The organism is Pantoea sp. S61 (assembly GCF_016625145.1).
Taxonomy (GTDB): Bacteria; Pseudomonadota; Gammaproteobacteria; order Enterobacterales; family Enterobacteriaceae; genus Pantoea; species Pantoea rwandensis_B.
Genome location: NZ_JACVUO010000025.1, coordinates 1 through 24,404 on the forward strand (window position 1 = coordinate 1; position 24,404 = coordinate 24,404).

Genomic DNA, 24,404 nt, shown 5'->3' on the forward strand with positions numbered 1-24,404 from the left:
AAGATGTTGCGACACCAGATAAATAAACCAGTATTGAAATTCCACATAACCCGCTGAGCGGGCAATCACGCAGCCGTCGTTGTTGCTGAGCACCACCACCGGCTTACGCCGCGTGATGTCGACGGGCTACACCCTGTCGCCGGTTTACATCACCGATATGAAAACGGTCGAAATCCCGCGCTAACCCTGTGCCCCCGGGGAGGCCCGGGGGCCTGATAAAGAGGCTAATCCATGAAATCAGATCTGAAAGCGCGCATTGCGCAGATGCAGCAGAAACTCAGCCAGGGGCACGCCGTTCAGGCCGTGCACGCCGATACGCAGCTTTTCGTCACGCGTGACGACGTCTGTCAGAAAATGGTGGCGCTGGCCGGAATTCAGGCCGGTGACCGGGTGCTGGAGCCCAGCGCGGGGACGGGCTCCATACTGAGAGCCATACAGTCCGCCGCGCCTGGCATCTGCTGTGACTGCGTCGAGCTGAACGCCGCACTTGCCGCGCAGCTGCAGGCGAATTTTCCCGCCGTGACCGTGACCTGCGGCGACTTTCTGTCTTATGAACCCGGCAGGCTTTATCAGCGGATCATCATGAATCCCCCTTTCCGCCAGGGGACGGACCTGAAGCACATCAGCCGCGCCCTTTCTCTGCTGTCACCCGGGGGGCGCCTGGTGGCGATCTGTACCGGCGGGCCCCGGCAGCACCGGGCGCTGGTCCCCCGGGCCACGCATTATGAGGAATTACCGCGCGGCACGTTCAGCTATACGGACGTTGCAAGCCTGCTGGTTTGCATCGATGCATAACTTCACCAGGGCCGGGAGGCCCTGAAAGCTGAAGGGCAGGGGGCAGCTGACTACTGCAGCGGCTTCGCCGCTGCGGTGGCCCGTCTGCCGGTTCAATGCGCTGCGTGTGGTGTGCTGAACACTTTGATAAAGCGGCGGGATATTCCAGAAATCCGCAGGGTTTATGCAAAAAATCAGTGTTCAGTGCAGTTTTTACCTCGTTTTTTCCGGTTTCAGTCGTTTTTATGCAATGGACGGAGACGAACTGATACTGAAGCTGGCCCCCTTCGGCTCCCCGGCAGGCCGGGTCGTCGAGCCCCACTGCGCTAACCGGCAAAGCCGGTAAGCTCCGCCGGACCGCAAGGGGAAGCGTTCCGGGCCTGCCGGCTACGGTCTGATGGTCAGTGTAGAACCTTACAGAGATTATTCGGTAACGCAAAGCCTGACCAGAAATCATAGCGGCCCGGAATGAGTAGCCGCCAGACCTTATGTACTGGCGGCTTAACCGGACTAACTATTTTGATGCTGCTGCGCCGCTCATTCCTGGCGAACCATCTTGACCACCATCAGCACCACCGCTGCCCCCCTGGCCTCCCAGGCCGCCGGGTCCTGCATCACCTCCATTCCCACCATTTCCGGTGCCATCCCCGCTCCCTCCTGCGCCACCATTACCTCCATCAGAACCGCCAGCGCCGCCGTTTCCACCATTACCGTTACTGCCTTCTCCGGCGTTACCACCATCGCCACCGTCACCCGACCCGCTTCCGTCCCCGCCATCCCCGCCATCTCCATCAGCGTATGCTGCAACGCTGAAAAGAGAAGTTGCGGCTACAGCGACCATAGACACTCCGATACTCAGCGGGCGTAAAAACGCCATCATTATAAAAATCCCGCTGAAGACTTTCCTGGCTGTACTGTTCATTCGATCACTCCCCTCAGTTTCTAAGCGCTGCCGTCTCCACCATCACCACCGTTACCGCCAGGCGAGTTATCTCCGCTGCCCCCATCACCGCCGTCACCACCCTGTGCGCCTCCGCTTCCGCCAGTGCCACCGTCTCCTCCATCAGAATTTGCACCGCTCCCGGCGTCACCGCCGTTACCGCCGTTACCGGCTCCGGGTCCGACACCACCGTTCCCACCGTTGCCACCGTCGGCCACTGGCATCAGAGTGAAGACCTTTTGCGGCGGGGTCTCAGCTTTCAGGGGGACTGCACACAGGAGTAATAAGCTCAATGCTGGTATTGTGAAATGTTTGAGCGTGAGTCTGCTAGATTGAACCGGTATTAGCATGCTTTTCACCCCCCGAGCCACCATCGCCCCCGGCGCTGTTATCGGTATTCCCCCCGTTTCCGCCATTACCGCCGTCGGCAGAATCTGCGTGCGATTTATGTTTATGCTTATGGTGTTTATGGTGGGGGGCTGCACCTGCGCCGTCGCCGCCATTTCCTCCGCTACCTCCGGGCCCCCCTTCTCCCCCATTTCCACCGTTGGTACAGTCAGTACCCGGAACGCCGTTTTTACCGTTTTGCCCATTTTGCCCGACTGCCTGCCCATCCTGTCCGTTCAGGCTTTCACATGAGGCTGTAATAAAACTAAAGGAGGGCAGATGGGGAGCTGCGCCGGAGATAAGCGGCAGGCTTACAGAGGTAAGCATCACTAGAAACCTGATATTCAGATATTTCATTTTTTCAGTCCCTTAAAGGAACCGCCCTGAATTCAGGGCGGTTGAATTTGTATTCAACAAATACAATCAGGCGCCACCATCGCCACCATCGCCACCATCGCCACCTCCATCACCGTCTCCCGACCCGTTTCCGTCACCAGATCCATTTCCGGTACCGTTGCTATCACCGCTTCCATTACCATTTCCGCTACCGTTATTGTTTCCTCCGTCGCCCCCATCACCACCGGGAGAATTAGCACCGCTACCGCCGTCGCCACCATCACCCCCATTGGCATCCCCAGTAAGAACTACATAGCCGTGATCGTGGAATTCTGTACTGGGGATGTGAACAGGAGCAGCCAGAGATAGCCTGGAGAGGAGTGTAAGAAAAATACCGAGACTTAAAGCTGTTTTACCATATTTCATAATATTCCCTTTTTCGTTTAGATAAGAAAATAGCGATTAAATAGGATCTAGATTTCAACAGCCGCTTCAGTTAATTGAATCTGAATTTAAATTAAAATCAGAAAAGCGTAAGGAAAATGATAGCGATGTTAAAAAATAATACTTAAGTAAGATTTAAAAAGAAATTTCCTAATGATTTTCTGGTTAGGTAATTGATTTAAATGAATTATATTTAGTTGCTTAGCTTGGTAATGTTTTACATATTTTATCTCGATCCATTTACCAAGTGAGGGCGCATGAAAAGCCCTGTAACGTGTGATATATGAAATTAATCTGTACTTTCCCACCAGAGAGATTTAGGTAAGATGAGAGCGGTAAATATTACAAAAAAATTTCAATTTCTGGCAGGGTGCTCAATTTTTTTATTTCATTTAAACAACTTTGAAACTTATGCACTTTAAAGTAATTTTTCTGCAATATGATCATGGATGAAGATATAAATAGAAAATAATCATAATGCCCCCTTCGGCTTCCCGGCAGGCCGGGTCGTCGAGCCCCACTGTGCTAACCGGCATAGCCGGTAAGCTCCGCCGGAACGCGAAAGGCCGCGCTCCGTGCCTGACGGCTAGGGTCTGATGGCTGAGTTCAACCCCTGCAGCGGGCGTGCGCCCGCGCGCTCACTGGCCACAAAAAGCCGTGGCCGCTAAGGACCGGACCGGCGAAAGGCGCGCCGTCCGGGGCTGCGTCATGTTCACTTCCTGTTGTGCTGTTTTGATTCTCCGCGCCCCTCCGCCGTGCAGAAACCTGCCACACGGGCGGCCTCTCGCAAGGGTCGCAGGCTAAACGGCGGCACCCGGTCCCTCCGGGCTGCGGCTTTGCCGTTTCCCCCTGCGCGATGCCTTTATCCCGCGTGCCCGTTCTGCCCTCACGGCGAAGGAACTCAGAGAAACATCACTTAACCCTGAAGAGGAGAGCAACATGTCACAGCAGAACGTCAACACCCCGGCTCAGAAATCTAAAGAATCATCTCCTTTAAAAGCAAAGGCCCCACGTCGCAGCGCTAAAGTGAAGGCTGACAACGACGCTGCGGCGGTAGAGCAGGCGCTGGAGAAAGTGGAAATTGAAATGATCCCGCTTTCACGTCTGACCGTATCGCCCCTGAACGTGCGCAGCCGGGTTTACGTCCAGTCGCGCATCGACTCGCTGGCCGCCACCATCCAGAACGTGGGGCTGCTGCACAACCTGATCGCGCACGATATGCCGGACGGGATGCTGGGTGTCGCCTGCGGCGGTCGCCGCCTGACCGCGCTGCAGCAGCTGCTGGCGCAGGGCATTTATCAGCCCGCTCAGCCAATCCCCGTTAAGCGGGTGTCTGATGAACTGGCCCGCGCAGCCTCAATGGTGGAAAACGGCGAGCGCGAGGATATGCACCCCGCCGAGCAGATTGCCGGATTTCAGGCGCTGGCCGCAGAAGGCAAAACGTCCGCGCAGATAGCTGACCTCATGGGGTACAGCGCGCGCCACGTGCAGCGCTGCCTGAAGCTTTCCGGCCTGGCGCCCGCCATCCTTGACGAGCTGGCTGCTGACAACATCACGATTGAGCAGTGCCAGGCGCTGACGCTCGCTGACTCCCATGAACGTCAGGTGGAAGTGTGGGAACAGGCCACCGCGACTACGACCTGTCGCCTGAGCGCGAGGACCGCGCGGCAATGATGAATGACGAAGTGAACGTGGTGCGCCATGAGCGCAGCGAACCCGAGCCGGAGTTTGGCCATAAACCTGAGAAGACACTGGAGTAATGATGACGACACTGCTTATTACCGCCACCGTGGCGGTTTCTCTGCTGATGCTGCTGGTCTGGCTGCCGGAGATGCGCGAAGCCGGACCGCTGCTGCGGCGCTGGAGTCGGGGCGGGGACGGCCCGGGTATTCCGGGCATCGGACAAGCGGTGGACAACGCCGTCGGCGCGTTTGCCCGGGTGCACAGTCTGCCGGAAGAAGACGCGGCGCGCGTGCGCGACATGAAGGTGCGCCCCGCCATGATGCCGGTGACGCTCCTGCTGCATCCGCAGCTGGTGAGGCGAGAACACGGACGCTTCGTGCGGGGGCGTAACCTGACCACCGTGATTGCCGGTCTGATTGTCATCGCGCTGATATTCCCGCCGGTCACGGGCATCGCGCTGCACAACATCAGCCTGTGGATTTTTCCGCTGCTGAACGTGGCCGCTTTCGTGGCCGGCGTGCAGCTGGTGAAACAGGCGTACTCGGACATGAGCCTGCTGAACGTGCTGATCACCGGTAAACCTGACTGACACCCTGCCGGCTGCCGCCCTGCGGTTGGCCGGTCCCTCGCGTCCAGGATTAAAAATCCGGCACGCTCACGACCCTCTGAGGTAAAGCCCATGAAAAAAATCCTGCTGCTTATGAGCGGCCTCATCCTGCTTTGTCCGGCAGTCCGTGCAGAAGCGCCTGCAGTCAGGGTCGCCTTCTCACCGGACGGCGGCGCTGAAACGCTGGTGCTCAGCGTCATTGACAGCGCCCGGGCAGAAATCCGGCTGGCCGGTTACAGCTTCACGTCACCTGAGGTGGCCCGGTCGCTTATCAGGGCTAAAGCGCGCGGCGTGGACGTTCTCGTCGTGCTGGATGAAAGGGCAAATCAGAACCGCAAAAGCCAGGCGGCCATCGGTCTTCTCGCGGGTGGCGACATTCCTGTCCGGCTGAACGGCCGGTTCGCGGCGCTGCATGACAAGTTCATTGTGGTGGACCGTCAGACGGTCGAAACCGGCAGCTTCAATTACACCCGGGCCGCTGCGCACATGAACAGTGAAAACGCGATGGTCATCAGCAGCGCCCCGGAAGTCGCCAGTCAGTATCTGCAGCACTGGAATGCCAGGTGGTCAGAAGGCACGGATTACACGCTTCCATACTGATCCTTTTCTGAAAATCAGGCCTGCACGCGCGCCAACGCGGAGGGCCTGAAATAAAGTTAAGTCGCTGATTCCAGGGAACTGTAGTATGCTCCACAAAATTCTGTCTGAATTTTTGTGGAGGAGCAAAGATGTCACGAGAAAACAACGCGGAATCTTCAACCTCGAAACGCTTATACCGAAAAGGCAATCCGCTATCTGCCGCCGAAAAACAACGGCACTTCGCAGCCAGAAAGCGCGACACACACAAGTCAGTTAATGTGTTTATACATAATGCGCATAAAGATGGTTTAGATCAGCTTTGTGCCGAGCGAGGCATGACACAGGCGGAAATGATTGAGTCATTTATTGAGCAGGAACTGGGCAAATATGCAGATCCTACAAGAAAAGTGAGTAAATGACGTTATTGCCTGTTAGGGTTATGAGTGTTAAATTGCAGACCGTAACGAATTCTGGCGGGCCACGCCGTAAGGTGGCGGGAGACTGGTACTGACGGAACACTGAAGGCCAGAAAAAAGAAAACCCCGATAATCTCTCTGAGTTTGGCGACCAAGAAGATTAACGGGGCTCACATATTCTGCATAGAAGCTGTTGCTCTATGCGGGGAGTATAGTTACATGCCCAGAAAACTGCAATACCTTCTGTGCTCACTCCTTCTGTGCAACGTAAGCGCAGGATGGTGTGGCTGAACAAATATCTGAAAACACGTCAGATAATTTTCCACACTTCAAAAGCGATCAGCGCCGTCGTGGCAGTCATTCTGTCGCGTGTAAGTGCTCAAATCCTCAATGGTTCGCACCTAAAACTTATCGCCGTCTGCCCGGAGAGATGGGCCATGCCATGAGCCGACTCGTCATGAAAGACAAACGCACCGGAAAAATGGTGCTACGTCAGCGCATGTCGCGTCACCCATATTTTGTGCGGTTGCGCGAGGCGGCAGGACGCAAGCGTGATTTCCGCCCGGAAAAACAGGCGCTGTATGACGCAACATGGGTGCTGGTAATCCAGCGCGCGGATCTTGCTACATCTGTTGTCACCTTCAATGGAAGCAAACTTGCCAATGATCTCAGTCCAAAGGACGCAGATGGAAAAGTGATCCCGGAGACCCGAGTAGAGCCCTGCCGGTTGTCCCGTCTTTTTGAAGAGTGGGAGCGCTTTGGTCTGATTGAGCGACCAAATCTTGAGTGGGACCCGGTCGAAAAATACTGGATGCCACGTCATATCGTGTTGACGGACATGTTCTGGCAACTTTGCGGCGTTGATATGGACAAGTTTTATGTGCAGCGTAATGAGCGTATCGAGGCCGAAGCGCAAGGCATTATTGAGGCGGGCACCCACGATTCGGTTCGCGCTGCGCGTAAGCGCTGGTATGAGAACATGCGGATGGCCACACTGCTGAAGCGCCGTGAAAAAGCTGTGAAAGAGAAGCGCCGCAAAAAGCTGGGTAAACTTCCGCTTGATGAGCGTCGCACGGCGATGGCCAGCTGGCTCATCCGTACGCTGCCTAACCATGAACTAATGAACACGGACGCGGACACCTTTGACCGCCTAGTGTGGCAAAGCCTAAACCAGCTCGAACTCGGTCTGGGATACGAGCCGGTTCCTCCGGACATAGTTCACTAACGCCTTTACCTTTTCTCACCGCCTTAACTGGCGGTAAAGTCGTTTGTGCCACGTCAGATACAATCCTTTTCACCCTGCCGTTATGTTCAATCCCCCTGAAAAATTCATCTCATCCGTACCGTATGCCGGCAGGGAATTTTTTTATCCACAGTTACCCGCAATTGAAAAGATTGAGTTACCTGCAAATAAGAATCAAATTACCCGCAATACATTCCTGACTTACGTCAGAAAGAATTATTCAAAGTAAATAAATAAGGTGTTCAAGCCAGCATCGTGCATGAATAAATAAGGCCTTCGCTTGCAGCGGCCGCAAGCGTCCGCGCCGCTCAGATGTTTTAAGTAGCTCCCGCCTGCGGCGGGCAATAGTTACAACAACCTAATGAAAGCCGGCTTCGCCGGTGTAACCTAGTGCGAAATCCACCTGAAAAGCGCCGCCGCCGCGGCCCGAAGGGCCGGAACTGCAGTGGCTGATAAATGGATGCTGTAACTACGAAGCTGGAGTTGCTTTATGTCCAGAGGCCCGCGGTTTCTTTCTTTCGTCTACGACCATCAGACTGATAAGCTGCTGACAGGCCGCTGCTTAAACGGCGTCGGTCAGGGCGGGGTTGGACTTTTGCCACCATCGGCCCTGTAACCGGCTGTGCCGGGCTCACGGCGCCCGATGGCATCAGGCCGTCCTGAACGGTTTCTGGCGCCTCCATGCCGCTCATGCGGCATTCACAGGACAGGCTGCGCACTGCTCGCCCGTCAGGCTATATCTGGGAGGTCGGTGATATGCAGAAAACTCAACAGTTACACGAAGAGCTGGTTAAGGTTTACGCCATGATCGGCGCCGTGGTCATGGCGATGGCCGGCGACGGTCTGGAAACCACGCGGCTGCGGATTGCCGGATTGCCGGATTTATCCGCGAAGAGCTGGTCAGAACGGACGTATGGTCGCCTGAAATGAAAACGCTTATGAAGAGCGCTATCCACACGCTGGAAACCTGTCCTGACCAGGCCATCGTGGAGCGTCGCCGCGACGGCGACTGAGGGGTTCTGTGAAGGCGGCGGATGTCGTAAAATGGCTTATTTCAGGGCCAGTTTTTAATGTGGTTCTGCATGAAGGACCACAAAAAAAGTGGCCCTGAAATGCGGTATCTTATGACATCATTCCTGCCCGGAGAAGTCTGTTGAGCCTTGACCCGATTCAGCTGTGAAGTCTGACTTCATCCGGGTCGTCGCCCCGGAGCTGTTCAATCGCGAAAATCAGCGAGGGATTACAGACTTCATTTTCCTTTTCGCTGGCTTTTACGAGCGTGACCAGCTCCCGGATCAATCGATTACGATCGGTCTGCTGGCCCCGGTCGGCCAGATTCAGGCAAATCATGCCGGTAATCCGGCAAGCCTCCCAGTAGAGGGATTTTGTCAGTTCATCTTCTGAGTCTTTCATCCGCGTTTCTTCCGTTTGAATCTGATGCATATGAGCATACTGGCGTAGGCAGAGCCCGCTATTGTCAGCTTACTGAAAATTGTAGCGGCGGTCAGCAGGCTACTGAAGCCGATATTCAGACGGGCTAGCACTGCTAAGCCTGTGCTGCGAATGCCGCTTTGGCGGCCTGTCAGCAGCTTATCAGTCAGAAGGTCGGAGGTAAAAAAAGCAGCAGGCCTCTTGCTCTGCAGCGACACTTCCCCATAGTCACAGCATCCATTTATCTGCCCCTGCAGCTCCGTCCATCCAGTCCAGGCGGTGGTGGCTGGTCAATGGGGGAAAACGCGATACCCGTGCGACGCGGGTCCGCTTAATCTGAAATAACGTTTCCTGCTTTTCTGCCGATAAATATGCTGAAAGTTTTTATTATTTTCAGATTTCATAAATTATCAGTCACTTACAATGGCAGGAATTACAGATGACGATTACACAGCGATTGTTGCTTACCTTTTCACTTCTCTCTGCCTCGCTGGTCGCGATGGTCATCGTGGCCGTCATGGTTGCCGGCGGATTTCAGTCCCGCTTTCAGTATGTACAGGAAAATACCGTTGCGTCATTGCTGGATCTGGGAAAACTGGTAGACGGCAGTAATTCCCTCATTATCTGGCTCTACCGCCACCAGAGCGCAACAGATCCGCGGCGACAGGCTGAAGTCGAAAAGAAAATCGATGAAGCTATAAGTAATATTAAATCACTGAACAACTATTACCTGAATAATGACATATCGAACGAGGAGGATCGGCAGTTGACAGAGAGAGCGTTTTCCACCATCAAACAGGTTGAATCCTCGCTTCCGGAATTTCTTGCTGGCTCACGCGCACAGAATGACGCCATTGCACTGGGGGCGCTCCAGAGCAATAACGGCATTGGCGAAGCCGCCCGCCAGTTGATTGCAGGCTACCAGAAACAGCTCAAACTTAACGTGGACATCGGCAGCACCCTGCGTCAGGAAAATGACCGGACTTATCAGGTGACAGTCTGGAGCTTAATAGGGGGTTCCGCACTGGCCATTGCTATTCTGGCCTTCTTTGCGCTCAAAACGGTTTTCGGTATCCGCGGGCAACTCAACGGCATGCGGCAGACTATGGAAAACGCCAGCCAGCGGCTTGACCTGACGCTCAGGGTGGACGAGTCGCGCCGGGATGAAATCGGCCTGACCGCAAAAGCGTTTAATCATCTTATAGAAAACGTCTCAGCCTCGCTGTCGAAGGTGGAGGCCTCTTCGCAGTCGGTCAGCACGGCTTCTGCGCAGATAGCAGCCGGTAATGAGGACCTCTCTTCACGAACCGAGGAGCAGGCTGCCTCGCTGGAGCAGACGGCGGCAAGCATGTCAGAATTGAGTGAGACCGTGCGTCAGACCGCTGAAAACACTCAGCTTGCCAGCCAGCTGGCGAAGAATGCCCGGGACATTTCAGAGGACAGCGCCGGGCGGGTACGCACGCTTCTGGATACAATGGGTGACATCAGAGGGAGCTCTGCAAAAATCACGGATATTATCGGGCTGATTGAAGGCATTGCATTTCAGACCAACATTCTGGCCCTGAACGCAGCCGTCGAGGCCGCGCGTGCCGGAGAGCAGGGCCGCGGCTTCGCGGTGGTAGCGGGAGAAGTTCGTAACCTCGCGCAACGTTCATCCTCCTCCGCCCGTGAAATCAAGGGGCTGATTGAGTCATCCATGGGTTTTGTCGAAGCCGGATCGACGCAGGCTGAGGGTGTAGGAGAAAATATGTCCCGCATGAACGACGCCGTGCGGCAGGTCGCCGACCTTGTCGATGAGATATCCGTTGCCGGCAGTGAACAGTCTCAGGGTATCGGGCAGGTCCATATTGCCGTGAATCAAATGGATGACGTAACACAACAGAATGCTGCGCTGGTTGAAGAAGCTTCGGCCGCGTCACGTTCGCTGATGGAACAGGCGGCGGCGCTGAACAGGCTGGTGAGTAACTTTACGCTGGTTCCGGATTCAGGCCAGGCAGGCACTCTGGACGCTCAGGCTGTCCGGCCGGTACGGAGGGCTGCTTTATTACGCCCCACCCCTGCCGTTGCGGCTGTGGGGGATGATAACTGGAAGAGCTTCTGAGGCAGAATTTACGTTTTCTTTGATTGAGGGGGCGGAGGTTACTGATGTTCCTAAACCCTCGCCGGGACCTGCTTATCAAAAGCGTGTTGCCTGGCAGGTTTATAAGAAATGCCGGTTGCGCTCAGGTTTCGGAGCAAGGTGCCGATAACTTTAATGTGCCTCATCAGGGTACACATCTGATACTGCGACTGATTGTGCTGATGGCTTCCTCCCGGAAGCCATTTTTTTATTACGCTGCCTGCACAGGTAATTCCTGTACGGGGCCGCAAGCGCCCGGATTCTTAACCATTTCCCATGAAGCTGATCGTTATGTGAGCCCTGCAGGCAAAACAGAAGAGCAGAACTTAGCGTTCAGAGAAATTTTTGGTCAGAGAAATCGGAAATTCAGGGCGCGGGAGAGATGTTCATCACTGAAGACAGAGCGCAGGCAGGCTGAACAGACGTTAAAAAAACAGGGGCGGGTCAGCCCCTGAAAACATCAATGAGATAAACGGACTTACTCGTGTCGTGGAGTGTGGCCATCGGATTAACCACCTTCATGTTATCGGCTATCCGCTGAAAACCTTTAGCCCGGTCCTCTGTGCATGAAGGTATGGTTTTCCCGCTCCTGACAGACTTTAGCATGCACGGATATCCCCCATGCGCTGCGTCACAAATGTGTCTCCCGCGTTTCAGACAGAGACGGAGGGATGGCGGGCAGGAAGGACATAAAAAATCTCCCGGGGTGTTCAGTCCCGGGATCAAAGCTGGATTTCACATAACCGGTCTGACGCCGGCTGTGTAAAGCGGATCACGGGTCCAGATTTCGCTGAATTAAGCCCTTAAGTCCACTCTCTGCTGTACAGCACCACCGGGCCGCATCAGGATACCTTCAATATCATCAGGAGCTGCTCCATGTCCGCTGCCCCACAATCTGCACCCGTCACGGAGCAGCTCCTGACGATCCGCCGGTTACCCGCCGGCATTCAGCCTGACGCGCCGGTTCACCTGCTGGTGTCTGCCCGGGTTGAGCTTCAGGGCCTCAATCCGTCTGAACCTTTATCACCGCTGGAGGAGGCGCGGCAGCACGAAGGGATGACCCGCCGCTTACGGTAGCCGGTCTCCGCCTGCACCGTCGGTGGGACAGCAGCCTGACGGCCGAAAGCCCGGAAGCGGCCCTGAAAGGGCTTCTCAGCCTGGCGCCCGCCACCAACTATGAGCTGGCAAACTACGAACGGCTGACGCTCAGCAGGAGCGGCGAGGCCTGTTGTTATGAAAGCAGCGCCCTGCGCAGGGTCGGGCGGGGCCTGCTGTTTCTGGGCTCGCTGCCCTTCCTGCTGCTCGATAGGCTGGCTGATGGGCCGCTGAGGGCGCCGTTTCATCAGCTGTCAGTCAGCATCATGCTGTCATCTTCCGTGTTAAGCAGCGCCTCAAACGCTGCTGGCGTCAGAGGCCTGCACAGCCCGTTGCCCTGTATGATGTCGCACTGGGCGCCAGTCACGAACGTCCGTTGCCCCGCGTCCTCCACCCCCTCCGCCGCCACGCTGAGTCCGAGGCTTTTCCCCAGCGCCGCGATGGCCCGGAACATCATACGCACGCGCATGTTGGTATCGAGCTCAAGTGTCAGCGACTTATCGATCTTGAAACCGCTGACGAAGCCGTGCCGCAGCAGGCTGATGGCGCCCAGCGTACGGCCGTAATGATCTATAACAAATGCAGCCCCCGTGAGCCGGATGGCTGCGAACTGCGCCGGAGCATCCTGAACGAGCTCCGTCAGCAGCGGCTCATCAACCTCCAGGTCCACAAAGACGGCGTCGCCGCCTGCCGACTCGCGCAGCACGTTTTCCAGCCCGGACCCGGAAAGCTGACGCGGGAACAGGTTAACGCTGACCCGAAGCTCCGGGCAGCGCACCTGCCACTCGCGGACCTGCGCCAGTGCGGTGCGGACAATCCATTCACCGAGCGTCACGGACAGCGGGCTTTTCACCAGCATCTCAATAAAATCAGCGGGCAGCAGCAGGCCGCGGGCAGGATGCTGCCAGCGCACCAGCGCCTCGCAGCCGAGCAGGCGGCCGCTACCGGCGTCATAGCGAGGCTGGTAGTGCAGAATGAACTGCTGCTGGCGCACCGCGGTTTCCAGCTCGCGCTCAAAGCGCCGGCGGCGCTGCTCCGCCGCCAGGAATTCGGGCCGGAACAGGACGCTGCAGCCCTTGCCCGAGGCCTTTGCCCGGTAGAGCGCCAGATCCGCCGCCGACATCACGGCCGACGCGTCCTCTCCGTGTTCAGGAAAGGCGGCAATGCCGGTGCTGGCGCCGACCACCACGGGTGAGCCGTGGTAGCTGAAGGGCCTCTGCACCGCGGCAATCAGGCGATCCGCCATCAGGCCGGCACCGGTACTTCCGCCCGGCATCAGGATGATAAACTCGTCGCCGCCGAGCCGGGCGGCGGTAACCGCCCCGGGGCATGCCTGCCGGATCTGCTCCGCCACGTGACAGAGCAGCGCATCGCCGGCGGCGTGCCCGAGCGTGTCATTGACTTCCTTGAAGCCGTCCAGATCGATCATCAGCAGGGTATAAGGCACACCGGCCTCCGTCAGCTGCCCCAGCTGCTGCATAAACGCACCGCGGCTGGCCAGCCGTGTCAGCATGTCCAGTGAGGCGAGTTCGCAGAGACGGGCCTCGCTCTCGTGCCGGGCGGTGACGTCGCGGATGATCATCCCCACCAGGCGTTCTCCGCCCTCCCGCCAGCCGGAGAACGATACGTCGGCCGGAAATTCCCGGCCGTCGCGCCTGAGCCCCCATATCTGCAGCGTGCGCGGCTGCGAAATCGCCGCCTCGTCGGCCGTCAGGCGATCCAGCTCGTTGCGGTAGTCGGTCTGGCAGCGCTCGGGAATAAGCCCGGCCACGTACTGGCCCGCCATCTCCTCCGGCCCGTAACCGAACATCGCGGTGGCGGCCGGGTTCCAGAAGGTGATTCCCCGGCGCAGGTCGGTGCAGATGATGGCGTCCGGGGAAGTGGCCGAGATGGACTCCAGCCGCTGCTGGCTGGCGTGGCGCAGCAGTTCGAGCCGGTGTACCTCCATCCGGTCCATCACCAGCGCAGCAATGTCGGCCAGGTGCTGCCGGTCATCGTCCGTGAGCGGCGGGCGCGGCTGCGTGTCGGTCAGGCACACGGTACCGATATGGTGCCCGTCCGGGGTAGTCAGCGGGATCCCCGCGTAGAAGCGGATGTGCGGGTAGCCGTGCACCAGCGGGCTGTCGCGAAAGCGCGGATCGGCCAGGGCGTCGGGCACGCAGAGGATCTCCCCCTGCGCCAGCGTGTGGTCGCAGAAGGCGACGCTGCGGGCGGTGCCGGTGATGTTCAGCCCGTAGCGGGATGCAAAAAGCTGCCGCTGGTCATCAATCAGCGAAACGAAGGCGGTGGGTACGCGAAAAAGGCGCGCGGCGAGCGTGGTGAGGCGGTCCAGCGCGTTTTCCGGCAGCGCATCCGCCTGCTGATAGGATGCCAGCGCCGCGAGGCGGGCAACCTCGTTGTCTGATGTCGGGCGTTTCAGGGTCTGTCCCCCCAGAGGTCGAATGAGCTGTGGCCGGCATGACACAGCAAAAAGGGGACACGTTCAATCAGACGGGGCCGCAGAAATGCCTGCGGCCCCGCCGCCGGAAGAAAGGTCCGTCAGGCTGCCCCGCCGCCGCGGGCAGGGTCAGGGGTAACAGTGACGCCCGGCTGTCCGGGCGTCACAAAAACGTCATTTCAGGACCATTCCTGGCCGCGTTCAGCGCTGCAGGGCGGCGCACCGCAGGCAGATAACGCAGTCGGGGTGCCGCAGGCGCGCGGACTGAAGCGCATGCCTGAGCGAGTAAAACGTGCCAATAAAGCGGACTCCGCCGGCCTCAGCCAGTTCGACACACCCCGCGCAATGCACTTCTTGGAGCGCGGTGCGTCCGCGCCGCACCGCGTAGTAGTATTTACCGCTCATGTCCTTATCCTCTTATCGGCCGGGCCCGGCTGAACTTCAGCGGGCCGTCAGCGGACAGAGCCTGCTACTTTTTCTTTTGCGGCACAAGGGCATAATGCGGATGACGCCCGGCGAGCAACAGCAGGAGTTCATACTCCCCCTGGCTGAGGGGGGCGGGGTTTTTTGCCGCCTCCTTCATCTGCCAGACGCGCAGGCTGAGCTCAAACCGCTCAGCGGCGGCCTCCTGCGACAGGCCAGCAGCAAGCCTGAGCTCGCGGACGTCGGAACCGACCGCAACGGGCCGGTACAAAAGCTGATTTCCCAGAAGACACTCCTTTCAGACAGGCGGACCACAACGGCCCGTCAGGATAAAAAATACGGGGCTCGCCCTGATTCATTACATTATCTTAATATTAATCCCGTAGTGCAATGCGTCATGAATTGTCTTCGGGGTAATTAACAGCAGGCACATCATTTATTTTTATTCTGCTAAGTCAAATCAGCCGAACAGCGCAACGGGCATATTATCCATACGACCAGGAATCCTCTCCTTTTTTTACGAAATCCTGACACAGGGATTATTCCGGTTCTTTCTGGATGATTATTCGCCAGGATAGGCAGGGCTTACCGGTGGCTGTATTTATCGCGCCGCCATACCCTGTACCAATAAAAGGATAACCCGATGAAAAACCGTGATTATATCCAGCGGCGGATACCCGCCGACCTGAGCCGCATAGACATCCGGGAGCAATGGCAGATCACCTTCTGGACGCTGGAGCTGCGTACGACCCAGGAGCGTCTGACCCGGGCCGTGCGGGAGGCGGGCCCGGAAGCCGACCGCGTGCGGGCGTGGCTGGAGAAAAATCCCCCGCCGCGTACGACGTGTTAATGATGCCCGAAGGCCACCCAGTCGCCTTTGGGTGGCGGGGTAGCCCGTCGTGAGCTGACCGGCGGGGCGGACGCTGCAGCAGCCGTGTAGCCTTCTTCTGCCGGCAGCGTAAACCGGGTAATGGCGCCGCCCAGCGCGGTCGTCTGCCCCCTCAGATTACCCGCGGTGGCGGAAACTTCCTGCACCAGGGTGGCGTTCTGCTGCGTGACACGGTCAAGCTCCGCGACCGCCAGCGTGACCTGCGCTATGCCTTTGCTCTGCTCTTCCGAGGCCAGCGCTATCTGGCCAATCAGCTCGTTTACTCCGCCGACGCCGCGCAGCACCTCATCCATCGTGGTGCCGGCGCTGCCGGCGGCCCGGCGGCCGTCGCTGACGCGTGCCACGGTGTCGGCAATCAGTCCTTCTATTTCCTTTGAGGCGGCCGCGCTTCGCTGCGCCAGCGCGCGCACCTCAGTGGCCACGACGGCAAAGCCGCGTCCCTGCTCGCCGGCGCGGGCGGCCTCAACGGCGGCGTTGAGCGCCAGAATGTTCGTCTGGAAGGCAATGCCGTTGATGGTGGCAGTGAACTGGCGGATTTTTTCTGAGCTCTCCGCGATGCCGCCCATGGCGTCCACAACGGTCTGCACCAGCTCCGCGCCCCGCTGGGTGGTGCCGGCGGTGCGGGCCGCCAGCTCGCGCGCCTCGCGGGCGTTTTCGGCGTTGTGGGCAACGGTGGCGGTGATTTCCTCCATGCTGGCCGCGGTCTGCTCCAGCGCGGCGGCCTGGGTGGCGGTCCGGTCGGACAGGTCGGCATTGCCGGCCGCAATCTCACCGGCCTCGCGGTGCAGGATCATCGCGTTGTCGCGGATGGCCGCCACCGCGTCCAGCAGGCTGTGCTGCATCTCCCTGACCAGCGGCACCAGCTGACCGACGCAGTTGCGGCCCAGGTCTTCCGGCTCGCGCGTAAGGTCGCCCCCTGCGATTGTCTTCAGGTGCGCGCGGATTTTCGCCACCGGGCGCACGAGGTGCACCAGCAGATAGCGGTCGCAGAACGCCAGCAGGGCGGCGGCGGCCAGCAGCGCACTGATGAGAATCACCTCCAGCCGGTGGCGCTCGGCCATCACCGGCGCGTCGTCGGCGACCAGCTGCTGCGTCAGGCTGCCGAGACGCTCGCGGGCAGCGGCCTGATAACGGTCCGGCGCGCTCAGCGCCGCCCGATAACTGTCCCACGCTGCGTCAGACGGCGCGTCGTTCAGCAGGGCCGCCTTCTCGGCCGCCGTCCCGTCCTGCATGACGAGGCCGGCGTGGGTCAGAAAGGTCAGCTGCTGCGTCAGTGCGTCGGCGCGGTCGGCGTGGCGGTACATTTCGCGCAGCGTCAACGCGCCGTAGCTGCCGGCCAGTGCCACAACGGCCAGGGAGAGGATCATCATCCACAGCACGACGCGGCGGATGGTAAAGTGTCTGAGTAGCTGCATGAGGTTTCCCCGGTGTTGTTATTATTTTGAATAATAAAAAGCATTATCATTTATTTTTAATTGCGCGCGTGATTAAGTTGCGCGCTACATTTATTTAGCAGAATTCTGGCAGGAATAATTAAAAAAGGACACACCCCGACGATAAAATAAAATAATCGCGCTGCGCTAAATAATTTTCTAAAAAAAATAAGCATGACATCAGACCAGGCAGCGCCTATAGTAAGCGCCATAAGAAAGTTTTTAATCGTGTTTTCCTTTCGCAGTTACTGCCTTTTATAACGGTTCGTTACCGTCCACTTTATCTTTATAATTTCGCACCGGAACCAGGCCGGGGCGGAGGAACCCATGCTGATGAATCTTAACGGCGACGACGATCGCCGCGCGCGTGCGCTGAAAGCGCTGCGCAGTCCCGACGAGAGTCGCGATGACGTGCTGCGCAAGTTTGTGCGGCTGGCCAGCCAGGCGCTCGGCATCCCCGGAAGCTTTATTTCCGTGCTGGACGACGAGCACCAGCACGTGCAGGCCGCACACAACTTCGCCCTCGCGCAGTCCTCGCGTGAAGACTCCCTCTGCCGCCACGCGGTGGATAATGATTGCGCAGTGGTGGTGCCCGACACCTGGCTGGACGCCCGCTTTGTGACGCACCCGCTCATCACCGGCGCGCCCTACATCCGCTTCTATGCCGGCGTGCCACTCAAAAACCGGGAGGGGATCGTGCTCGGCACGCTGTGCGTCACGGACACCGCACCGCACCCGTTTGGCGCTGAGCAAGTCACCACCCTGAAGCTGCTGGCCGCGCTGGTGATGTCGTTTCTGGAGGCCTGGCACTCCGCCGGGTTTGCTGACCCGGTCACTGCCCTGCCTAACCGCCAGCGCCTTATCCGTGACCTTCAGTATCTGGCGGTGGCGGGGGACAATACGCCGCGCCGGCTGGTGCTGATTGACTGCATCGACATGCCGCGCGCCTATGAGCTCGCGCGTTCAATGGGCATGGGTCCGGTGGAGAGCCTGCTGAAGGACGTCGCCACGCTGCTGCCGCTGCGGCTGCGTCCTGCCACTGGCGAGCTGCTCTACACCGTTGCCACCGGCCGCTTTGCCGTGCTGACGCGTGACGACAGCCGGCTCACCGCGGACTGGGTGGCAGGACGACTGGAGGGGATCAGCGCCGACCTGGGCGACGGCATCGCCGTGGCGCTCAGCACCCACACCGGCGAGGTGGCCTTTACCACGGGCAGCATTCCGGCGCAGGAGGTGCTGCGCCGCGCGGTCAGTGCCCTGCACGAGGCCATCGGGCGCGGCGTGCCCGCGATGCGCTTCAGCCCGGCATCCGATGCCCGCCACACCCAGGACTTTACCCTGATGAACGATCTGGCCGCCGCTCTGCAGGAAGACAAAGGTCTGTGGCTCGCCTACCAGCCCAAAATCTGCCTGCAGAGCGGCCGCCCTATGGGCCTGGAGGTGCTGGCGCGCTGGCGTCACCCTCAGCGCGGCGAACTCTCTCCGGCGCTGTTTGTGCCGCTGGCTGAGCAGACTGAGCTGCTCAGCACGCTGACGGCCTGGGTAACCGATCGCGCCATCGCGCGCCTTGCCCGCCTGCGCAACAGCTGCATCCAGCTCCCGGTGACCATCAATGTCAGTTGCAGGGACTTTTCGCGTGAGGGCTTTGCCGACGCGCTGGAGGCGAAAATGATCAGGGCAAAGCTGCCAACTTCACTGCTGGGCATTGAGTGCCTGGAGACCGAGCGCATTATTGAAAGCCCGGCGGCGATGCAGGGTCTGGAGATGCTGAAGCTCAGGGGCTTTGGCATTTCGCTGGACGATTTCGGCACCGGCTACAGCAATATCAGCTACCTGCGGCGCATGCCGCTGGACGTCATCAAACTGGACCGCACGCTCATCAGCGAAATCTCGTCAGACACCGCATCGCGCATCATCGCGCGCAGTATCATCGCGATGCTGAAGGAGCTGGATTACACGGTGCTGGCAGAGGGGGTCGAGGATGCAGAAACGGTTACCGCACTTACGCAGTACGGCTGCGACCAGGCGCAGGGCTTCTTCTATTCCCGGCCGCTGCCGGAAGGGGAACTCGACGAGTGGCTGGGCTGGAAGCTGCGTGGTCAGTGCTGACAACGGCCGCGCAGGAATGAGCTACCCTGCTGACGGAAGGCGGCCTGGGAATGCACAATGACCTCATCAACATGCCCTGGCTGCGCATGCTGCGCAATGCCTCTTCAGGCGCCTAAAGCTCGGCAATGATACGGTTGCCGGTATTAAGCCGGTAAGCGCGGATGTAGGCAACCGTGCTGATGGCCATTGATGGCGCAACGCGTCATCAGAACAGTCAGTAACAGCTTCAAGGGGAGCTGGATCAGATTCTGCGGGCTACTGAAGTCCAGGCTCAACTTGCGACGCCGTTAATAGGCAGCAAAAGCAAAAAAGGGGCACTGACTCAGGGAGATGATAAAAAAGTCCCGCAACCTGACCAGGTATGTCGGGCGGAAAAAAGCAAAGAAATTCGCGACAAGGATAATCGCGTGATGACGGTAACACGGATTAAAAACACAGTTAATGATTTGTTTCACTCCTGACGATTAGAGTCTTAACAGTCAGGGAGGTGATTATTAGCATAAAAAAAACCGCGCTGATGGGCGCGGCATAGCAATGCGGATTTCATACTGCAGTTGTTATTAGAATCAGGAGAAGCTTAGTTCGTGTGAACCCTTCGTCAAGGGTGATGACTAGCCTATCTGTAAACCGTGCAGACAGATAACTTTACTGACTGTCATCTGTGGGGGGAGCCTCAGATGAATATCCTGCTACACATCAGCTGGAGCGTACAGACGTTAAATCATTGCAGAAGAACCACTGCTAGAATAAGCGTTGTAGCACACGGCTCTCTCAGGGTTCAGAGATAATGACTTCTTCTGCTCGGGAAAAATGAAAAGAAAAACGATTTTTATAAAAAAAAGTTATTTACGTGGGAGCATGTGTGCAGTCCGGAACAAAGTACGGCCTGCTGACGTATACTGGCTTAATTGCTGCCAAATTTTACGTTATGTCAGACTCAGGTTTTTTCTCGCACCGCCTGCTGCTTCCCTGACATTTGCTGCGTTGCTGGTCCCGCTTAATCCTGGCATCGTACGCCATGAGAACCCTTTTTCCCCTCGCCGTCAGGCGGTAGCGCTCACTGACCCTTCGCCATTCCTCGCCGTAAAAAAATTCGGCCAGTCGCAGTCTTAACAGCGTCGCCATTACGGCAGGCATTATGTCTGCCGGTACCGATTCTCTTTCCTGCATCAGGGAAAGAAGACGAAAATGCTTCGGAGCCAGTCTTATCATAACCTTGTTACAGTGCTGTTGCTTACCCGGCGAATCAGGTCATAGAGATGCAGATTATAACCGCAAAGGCTCTCTCTGTTAATGTATGGCGCTGATTGCAGCAATGCAGTTAAAGAACAGAGTCACTCCTCACACTATTTCCGGTTGCTGAGCATCAAACAACAAAAACAGCGCAGAGGGGTGGCCCTCACAAAGAGTTTTACATTGCTCTGGACCTTAATCGCGGCCCCCCATCGACAGAAATGCTGCTAAAAAAGAAGAGTGCTCATGATCCCTGCTCTTCACGACGTCAGACACTCCCGGGACCTGCTACAATCACCGCGTTACGCCCTGCGCTCTTCGCCTGATAGAGTGCTTCATCTGCCCGCCGAAGCATCGTATCCCTGTCTCCGGCACTGTCTGCCAGCGCGGCTACTCCGGCAGAGACCGTCATGGCTCCCACGTACGGGAACGTTGTGGAGCTGACTAATTCGCGGATGCGCTCCGCCGTCCGGGCCGCATCTTCCACTGACGTCCGGGGCAGAAGGACAATAAACTCTTCTCCGCCAAAACGGCTGACCACGTCACCCGCGCGGCAGGTCTGCCGCAGCAGGCCGGCAAGGCTTACCAGTACCGCATCACCCGCTTCATGGCCGTACCAGTCGTTGATTTTTTTAAAGTGGTCGATGTCAATGGCTATGACGCACTGAGTTGCGTCATCACGGTTCCTGTCTGCCAGCAGCGTAAAGCCACGGCGGTTGCAGAGCCCGGTAAGCGGATCGCTCATGGCCTCGTCGCTGAGCGCAGCCATGCGAGCCGCCACCGCGTGACGGTGATACTGTACGGCTTCCTTCAGGCTGTCGGCTTCATAATACCAGGCCGGTACCGAATCGAACGACGCTTCACTGCCTTCAATACGCACCATACCGGCCAGCTTCTCCAGCGGAGAGGCAATACGCCCGGCCACCAGGGTCACCAGAGCGACCGTCAGGACAATAATCCCCAGAAGGAACCATAGCGCATTTTTTGCGGTTCGCACCAGGATATCCCGGACTGTTTCAGAGGTTCCTGCAATGAAAATGTTCCAGTCGGTATTATGCAGGCTGGCGTAGCCCGTGAGGAACTTCTGCCCGTCAGCTTCCGTGCTGAACCGCCCGCTTTCCGTGGTGGCCAGCCGCTTCTGCAGCGCTGAGTTCAGCGCCATTCTGGTTCCCACTCGTGCCGGGTCGTGACTGAATATAATGAGGCCGTCATTGCTGACGACGGTGACGCTGGATCCGCGGGCGTAAAAATGCAGGCTGAGAATGTCGCTCAGCATGCTCTGCTTTTTGAGATAGATGGTGCCGCCTATGTAGCCCAGATAACTTCCGTCCGGTGTAAACAGGGGCTGCGACAGGAAGATCACGTAGTTACCTGTAGCAGAGATAAAGGGCGATGAGATAAACGGCTTCTGAGTGTTAATGGCCTGTCTGCTGGCGTCGGAATGCAGCTTTATGCCGATGAGGTTAAGGCTTTCCGGCGAGGTCGCGGCGATAACGGCGTCGCGGTTAACCACCACTACGGTATTAAAAAAGCCCGACTGCAGCCGCAGGCGATCGGTCTCGTCCCGAAGGTGCCCGGGGTCGTTCAGCCCCTTAATCTGCCCGGCGCTCCAGGCGAGCTCACGCTGCGCCGTGTTCAGATAACGATCGGTGGTGTCGGCGAGCTTCCGCGCATAGGCGATGTTGCTCTCAAGCAGGCTGTCCTCAATGTTGCCCTTCTGAAAAATCAGCAGCGATCCGAGCAGCAGGCAGGCGGTCAGGATCACTCCGCCGACGGAGAGTAATATGAGCAACGTACGGAGACGTAATTTACCAGGAAGCATAGCGACCAGAGTCCGGAGGAAGTATTTTTTCAATATAACGATAAACCACCTGATTGAAGCCGCAAGTACACCAGTAAAAGGCTGCCGTTTAGTGTCTTAAATAGCATGACCTGTACGATATATACTGCCTCATATGGCAGAAGCTGGCTTCCGGAAGCCATCTATAAAACGGGTTGATTTCATGTCTGCACGGTAACCGACCTGATCAAAAGCCCGGTTATCTTAATTGCCAGGAATTTGTCAGGGGCTCAAATCGATGAGATATTACTGACCGGTCTTCAGGCCGAACGTTATGCCACAATGCTGTCACACCTCCACCCTGACACAAGAGTTAAACCCCGCTCACCGGCTTTGGTGTCCGTCTTTCTGAGAGAAAGTTTTCACTGACCACTCAGAAAAACAACCTGCACACCCGGCGACTTAAGACTAAAGTACGGATCTTCGGGGTCAATGTAATGCTAAAAAACGCGTTACCCGCTAAGCTTCTTAGCGCCTGTATAGCCATCAGGTATGAGCCGTTCTTTTACCCGAACGGGACACAAGAGCATTTTGCTTGTAGGATTTTATCCTGGAAAGGGCAAACCGGATGACATTAATCCAGTGCGGGTCAGCAGAGATCAAAAGAGACCGCTTAAGAGAGGTGTGCAGCTCACTCCATGTCGTAACCCGGTCTCCGGGATCAAGACCAATCTCTCCGCTCAGATGCATCAGTGCTGAATTTATATCAGATTTGATGCTTTGATATTCCTTTCCTGATTGATGCAGACAAGCCAGTCTTTTTATCTGAACCTCATATTCAACCGCAAGCACACTGTTCATCTGCACCCTCATCTGAATCCCGGAATTGACGGTAAGTATAGTTTAATGAAACTGTCTAAATTAAAATTTCCCGAGAGATCCTCTCAAGGCCTGAAGTGATCAGGCCAGTAAACCGCGGATGGCAAAGGCATGCTACCTCATGCGATGATGATGACATCGCCTGTCCACGGGACCCTTTAATGATCCAGCAATCGGATTAAGGATAAGGGATAAGGGATAAGGGATTTATCTGACATAAAACCGACTCCATTTTATGTCAGCGATACGGTAATGCTGAACTGTCCGGTGAGGGTCCGCAATATTCTCTGATGTCAGGATACCCAGCAGTTTCTCTTTTCAGTAAAGTGAGATTTCGTACGCTGACAGGATGACCTCAGCGCAACGCTTATCAGAGCCAGCAGTCATGTAAATCGAATATCCATGACAGCCCGTGGGTAAAAACGGTTAAGAAATAAAAGGAAAGCGAAGCCTGAACACAGACAAGGCGGTTTTCCTGATGCGGCCGTTGAAAGTGTGTGTAACAAGGAAACCTCCACCGTTACGTTCAACAGAGATAACCTGCGTCATGAGTTTCTTATAAGATGAAAAACTACCAGAGAAATATTTCCCTACCATTTCGCAGGGAAGAACATCGTTATAGTTCATAGCTGTCTGATATGACCTGAATTTCCAGTAACAGGAAATAAAATTTAGCGTAATGCGGACATTTTTCACGTGCCGCTCGCAATTTTCTAATTTAATCACATATTGAGTGCATAAAACTTCTTTTCGACTAACAGGGTCAGACTAAATCATCCAGGCAGAGGGAGGCCTCTCGGCGGGATCAAGAATAAATTGAGTTATTCAATCTGATATCATAACCCCCCCTGAAATGGGGTAAGACATTCAGAATCTGTGACCCGATGAATATATTTGAGAAAGAATGTTTTACTTAATTCATGTCTGTCAGATTTGATAGGTAGCTGAACCTGTAGCTTTCATGATAAGTATAATTATGCGCACTGGCCACAAAGAGCTACTGACCTGTCCGAGTCGGGCAACCTGATGATGATCCTGATGTGACAACTTTTTGTTCGGATTTTTCTATGATGGCACAGTTAACCGGCTTGAATCATTCAGGAATTTGTCGACGGGCAAATGACAACCCACCTTGTTGCTGAGAATTCTGGTATTTTCAACATACAG

General features: G+C 56.8%; 23 protein-coding genes. 12 read left to right on the top strand and 11 right to left on the bottom strand.

Going from position 1 to position 24,404, the window contains the following annotated elements:
- The first annotated feature begins 231 nt into the window (after positions 1-231).
- Entirely contained in the window at positions 232-795 is a 564-nt protein-coding gene (locus tag IAE30_RS27010; protein ID WP_200681317.1) for a class I SAM-dependent methyltransferase, read from the top strand.
- Positions 796-1,311: 516 nt separating this feature from the next.
- Here IAE30_RS27010 and IAE30_RS27015 read toward each other — a convergent pair.
- The 4 genes from IAE30_RS27015 to IAE30_RS27030 form a co-directional block, all read right to left on the bottom strand.
- A complete protein-coding gene (locus IAE30_RS27015; protein WP_200681318.1) occupies positions 1,312-1,551 on the bottom strand; it encodes a hypothetical protein in 240 nt (79 codons plus the stop codon).
- 158 nt (positions 1,552-1,709) lie between these two features.
- Complete coding sequence (locus IAE30_RS27020) at positions 1,710-1,922, bottom strand: hypothetical protein (RefSeq protein WP_200681319.1); 213 nt, start codon at positions 1,920-1,922, stop codon at positions 1,710-1,712.
- A gap of 119 nt (positions 1,923-2,041) precedes the next feature.
- Positions 2,042-2,458, bottom strand: coding sequence for a hypothetical protein (locus IAE30_RS27025; protein WP_234472874.1), 417 nt, complete (start codon positions 2,456-2,458; stop codon positions 2,042-2,044).
- A 53-nt stretch (positions 2,459-2,511) separates the two neighbouring features.
- The gene (locus tag IAE30_RS27030) at positions 2,512-2,727 is read right to left on the bottom strand and encodes a hypothetical protein (protein WP_200681320.1); all 216 of its coding nucleotides are present in this window, start codon (positions 2,725-2,727) and stop codon (positions 2,512-2,514) included.
- A gap of 1,093 nt (positions 2,728-3,820) precedes the next feature.
- On the opposite strand from IAE30_RS27030, the gene IAE30_RS27035 reads away from it, so the two are divergent.
- The 7 genes from IAE30_RS27035 to IAE30_RS27065 all read left to right on the top strand — a co-directional run bounded on the left by IAE30_RS27035 (position 3,821) and on the right by IAE30_RS27065 (position 8,339).
- Positions 3,821-4,555: a ParB/RepB/Spo0J family partition protein gene (locus IAE30_RS27035; RefSeq protein ID WP_200681321.1), complete on the top strand. Its 735-nt coding sequence runs from the start codon at positions 3,821-3,823 to the stop codon at positions 4,553-4,555.
- A gap of 85 nt (positions 4,556-4,640) precedes the next feature.
- A complete protein-coding gene (locus IAE30_RS27040) occupies positions 4,641-5,153 on the top strand; it encodes a hypothetical protein (RefSeq protein WP_200681322.1) in 513 nt (170 codons plus the stop codon).
- Between the two features lie 90 nt (positions 5,154-5,243).
- Entirely contained in the window at positions 5,244-5,771 is a 528-nt protein-coding gene (locus IAE30_RS27045) for a phospholipase D family protein (protein WP_200681323.1), read from the top strand.
- Positions 5,772-5,899: 128 nt separating this feature from the next.
- A complete protein-coding gene (gene repA / locus IAE30_RS27050) occupies positions 5,900-6,169 on the top strand; it encodes a replication regulatory protein RepA (protein WP_200681324.1) in 270 nt (89 codons plus the stop codon).
- Positions 6,170-6,385: 216 nt separating this feature from the next.
- On the top strand, positions 6,386-6,457 hold the full coding sequence (gene tap, locus IAE30_RS27055) for a RepA leader peptide Tap (protein ID WP_200681349.1): 72 nt from the start codon (positions 6,386-6,388) through the stop codon (positions 6,455-6,457).
- The gene (repA, locus tag IAE30_RS27060; protein WP_370585640.1) at positions 6,450-7,391 is read left to right on the top strand and encodes a plasmid replication initiator RepA; all 942 of its coding nucleotides are present in this window, start codon (positions 6,450-6,452) and stop codon (positions 7,389-7,391) included. The genes tap and repA (IAE30_RS27060) overlap by 8 nt, the downstream gene beginning before the upstream one ends.
- Positions 7,392-8,165: 774 nt before the next feature.
- A complete protein-coding gene (locus IAE30_RS27065; protein WP_200681325.1) occupies positions 8,166-8,339 on the top strand; it encodes a hypothetical protein in 174 nt (57 codons plus the stop codon).
- Positions 8,340-8,579: 240 nt separating this feature from the next.
- Here IAE30_RS27065 and IAE30_RS27070 read toward each other — a convergent pair whose 3' ends face one another.
- Entirely contained in the window at positions 8,580-8,822 is a 243-nt protein-coding gene (locus IAE30_RS27070) for a DUF2767 family protein (protein ID WP_200577922.1), read from the bottom strand.
- A 457-nt stretch (positions 8,823-9,279) separates the two neighbouring features.
- Here IAE30_RS27070 and IAE30_RS27075 point away from each other — a divergent pair, with 457 nt between their 5' ends.
- Together IAE30_RS27075 and IAE30_RS27080 are read left to right on the top strand one after the other, a co-directional pair.
- Positions 9,280-10,941 carry a methyl-accepting chemotaxis protein gene (locus IAE30_RS27075; protein WP_200681326.1) on the top strand — a complete coding sequence of 554 codons (1,662 nt, stop codon included), beginning with the start codon at positions 9,280-9,282 and terminating at the stop codon, positions 10,939-10,941.
- A gap of 894 nt (positions 10,942-11,835) precedes the next feature.
- A complete protein-coding gene (locus tag IAE30_RS27080; RefSeq protein WP_200681327.1) occupies positions 11,836-12,036 on the top strand; it encodes a hypothetical protein in 201 nt (66 codons plus the stop codon).
- A gap of 265 nt (positions 12,037-12,301) precedes the next feature.
- On the opposite strand, the gene IAE30_RS27085 is transcribed toward IAE30_RS27080, so the two are convergent.
- From IAE30_RS27085 to IAE30_RS27095, 3 genes are all read right to left on the bottom strand, one after another.
- On the bottom strand, positions 12,302-14,428 hold the full coding sequence (locus tag IAE30_RS27085) for a bifunctional diguanylate cyclase/phosphodiesterase (protein ID WP_234472878.1): 2,127 nt from the start codon (positions 14,426-14,428) through the stop codon (positions 12,302-12,304).
- A 264-nt stretch (positions 14,429-14,692) separates the two neighbouring features.
- Entirely contained in the window at positions 14,693-14,896 is a 204-nt protein-coding gene (locus tag IAE30_RS27090) for a hypothetical protein (protein ID WP_072215044.1), read from the bottom strand.
- 64 nt (positions 14,897-14,960) lie between these two features.
- Complete coding sequence (locus tag IAE30_RS27095; protein WP_039328794.1) at positions 14,961-15,200, bottom strand: hypothetical protein; 240 nt, start codon at positions 15,198-15,200, stop codon at positions 14,961-14,963.
- Between the two features lie 357 nt (positions 15,201-15,557).
- Between IAE30_RS27095 and IAE30_RS27100 the strand changes: the two genes are divergently transcribed.
- Positions 15,558-15,764 carry a DUF3606 domain-containing protein gene (locus IAE30_RS27100; protein ID WP_200681328.1) on the top strand — a complete coding sequence of 69 codons (207 nt, stop codon included), beginning with the start codon at positions 15,558-15,560 and terminating at the stop codon, positions 15,762-15,764.
- Here the strand turns inward: IAE30_RS27100 and IAE30_RS27105 are convergent.
- Positions 15,761-17,218: a methyl-accepting chemotaxis protein gene (locus IAE30_RS27105; protein WP_200681329.1), complete on the bottom strand. Its 1,458-nt coding sequence runs from the start codon at positions 17,216-17,218 to the stop codon at positions 15,761-15,763. The two genes, IAE30_RS27100 and IAE30_RS27105, sit on opposite strands and share 4 nt — an antisense overlap.
- 345 nt (positions 17,219-17,563) lie before the next feature.
- On the opposite strand from IAE30_RS27105, the gene IAE30_RS27110 reads away from it, so the two are divergent.
- The gene (locus tag IAE30_RS27110) at positions 17,564-19,345 is read left to right on the top strand and encodes a GGDEF and EAL domain-containing protein (RefSeq protein ID WP_200681330.1); all 1,782 of its coding nucleotides are present in this window, start codon (positions 17,564-17,566) and stop codon (positions 19,343-19,345) included.
- A 1,501-nt stretch (positions 19,346-20,846) separates the two neighbouring features.
- Here the strand turns inward: IAE30_RS27110 and IAE30_RS27115 are convergent.
- Entirely contained in the window at positions 20,847-22,400 is a 1,554-nt protein-coding gene (locus IAE30_RS27115; protein WP_200681331.1) for a diguanylate cyclase, read from the bottom strand.
- A gap of 504 nt (positions 22,401-22,904) precedes the next feature.
- Positions 22,905-23,219: a hypothetical protein gene (locus tag IAE30_RS27120; RefSeq protein ID WP_200681332.1), complete on the bottom strand. Its 315-nt coding sequence runs from the start codon at positions 23,217-23,219 to the stop codon at positions 22,905-22,907.
- Between the last annotated feature and the right edge of the window lie 1,185 nt (positions 23,220-24,404).

Coding starts and splice junctions, on each gene's coding strand:
- IAE30_RS27010 (WP_200681317.1), top strand. CDS start 232: ATGAAATCAGATCTGAAAGCGCGCATTGCGCAGATGCAGCAGAAACTC.
- IAE30_RS27015 (WP_200681318.1), bottom strand. CDS start 1,551: ATGGCGGGGACGGAAGCGGGTCGGGTGACGGTGGCGATGGTGGTAACG.
- IAE30_RS27025 (WP_234472874.1), bottom strand. CDS start 2,458: ATGAAATATCTGAATATCAGGTTTCTAGTGATGCTTACCTCTGTAAGC.
- IAE30_RS27030 (WP_200681320.1), bottom strand. CDS start 2,727: ATGGGGGTGATGGTGGCGACGGCGGTAGCGGTGCTAATTCTCCCGGTG.
- IAE30_RS27035 (WP_200681321.1), top strand. CDS start 3,821: ATGTCACAGCAGAACGTCAACACCCCGGCTCAGAAATCTAAAGAATCA.
- IAE30_RS27040 (WP_200681322.1), top strand. CDS start 4,641: ATGATGACGACACTGCTTATTACCGCCACCGTGGCGGTTTCTCTGCTG.
- IAE30_RS27045 (WP_200681323.1), top strand. CDS start 5,244: ATGAAAAAAATCCTGCTGCTTATGAGCGGCCTCATCCTGCTTTGTCCG.
- repA (WP_200681324.1), top strand. CDS start 5,900: ATGTCACGAGAAAACAACGCGGAATCTTCAACCTCGAAACGCTTATAC.
- IAE30_RS27065 (WP_200681325.1), top strand. CDS start 8,166: ATGCAGAAAACTCAACAGTTACACGAAGAGCTGGTTAAGGTTTACGCC.
- IAE30_RS27070 (WP_200577922.1), bottom strand. CDS start 8,822: ATGAAAGACTCAGAAGATGAACTGACAAAATCCCTCTACTGGGAGGCT.
- IAE30_RS27075 (WP_200681326.1), top strand. CDS start 9,280: ATGACGATTACACAGCGATTGTTGCTTACCTTTTCACTTCTCTCTGCC.
- IAE30_RS27080 (WP_200681327.1), top strand. CDS start 11,836: ATGTCCGCTGCCCCACAATCTGCACCCGTCACGGAGCAGCTCCTGACG.
- IAE30_RS27090 (WP_072215044.1), bottom strand. CDS start 14,896: ATGAGCGGTAAATACTACTACGCGGTGCGGCGCGGACGCACCGCGCTC.
- IAE30_RS27100 (WP_200681328.1), top strand. CDS start 15,558: ATGAAAAACCGTGATTATATCCAGCGGCGGATACCCGCCGACCTGAGC.
- IAE30_RS27105 (WP_200681329.1), bottom strand. CDS start 17,218: ATGCAGCTACTCAGACACTTTACCATCCGCCGCGTCGTGCTGTGGATG.
- IAE30_RS27110 (WP_200681330.1), top strand. CDS start 17,564: ATGCTGATGAATCTTAACGGCGACGACGATCGCCGCGCGCGTGCGCTG.
- IAE30_RS27115 (WP_200681331.1), bottom strand. CDS start 22,400: ATGCTTCCTGGTAAATTACGTCTCCGTACGTTGCTCATATTACTCTCC.
- IAE30_RS27120 (WP_200681332.1), bottom strand. CDS start 23,219: ATGAACAGTGTGCTTGCGGTTGAATATGAGGTTCAGATAAAAAGACTG.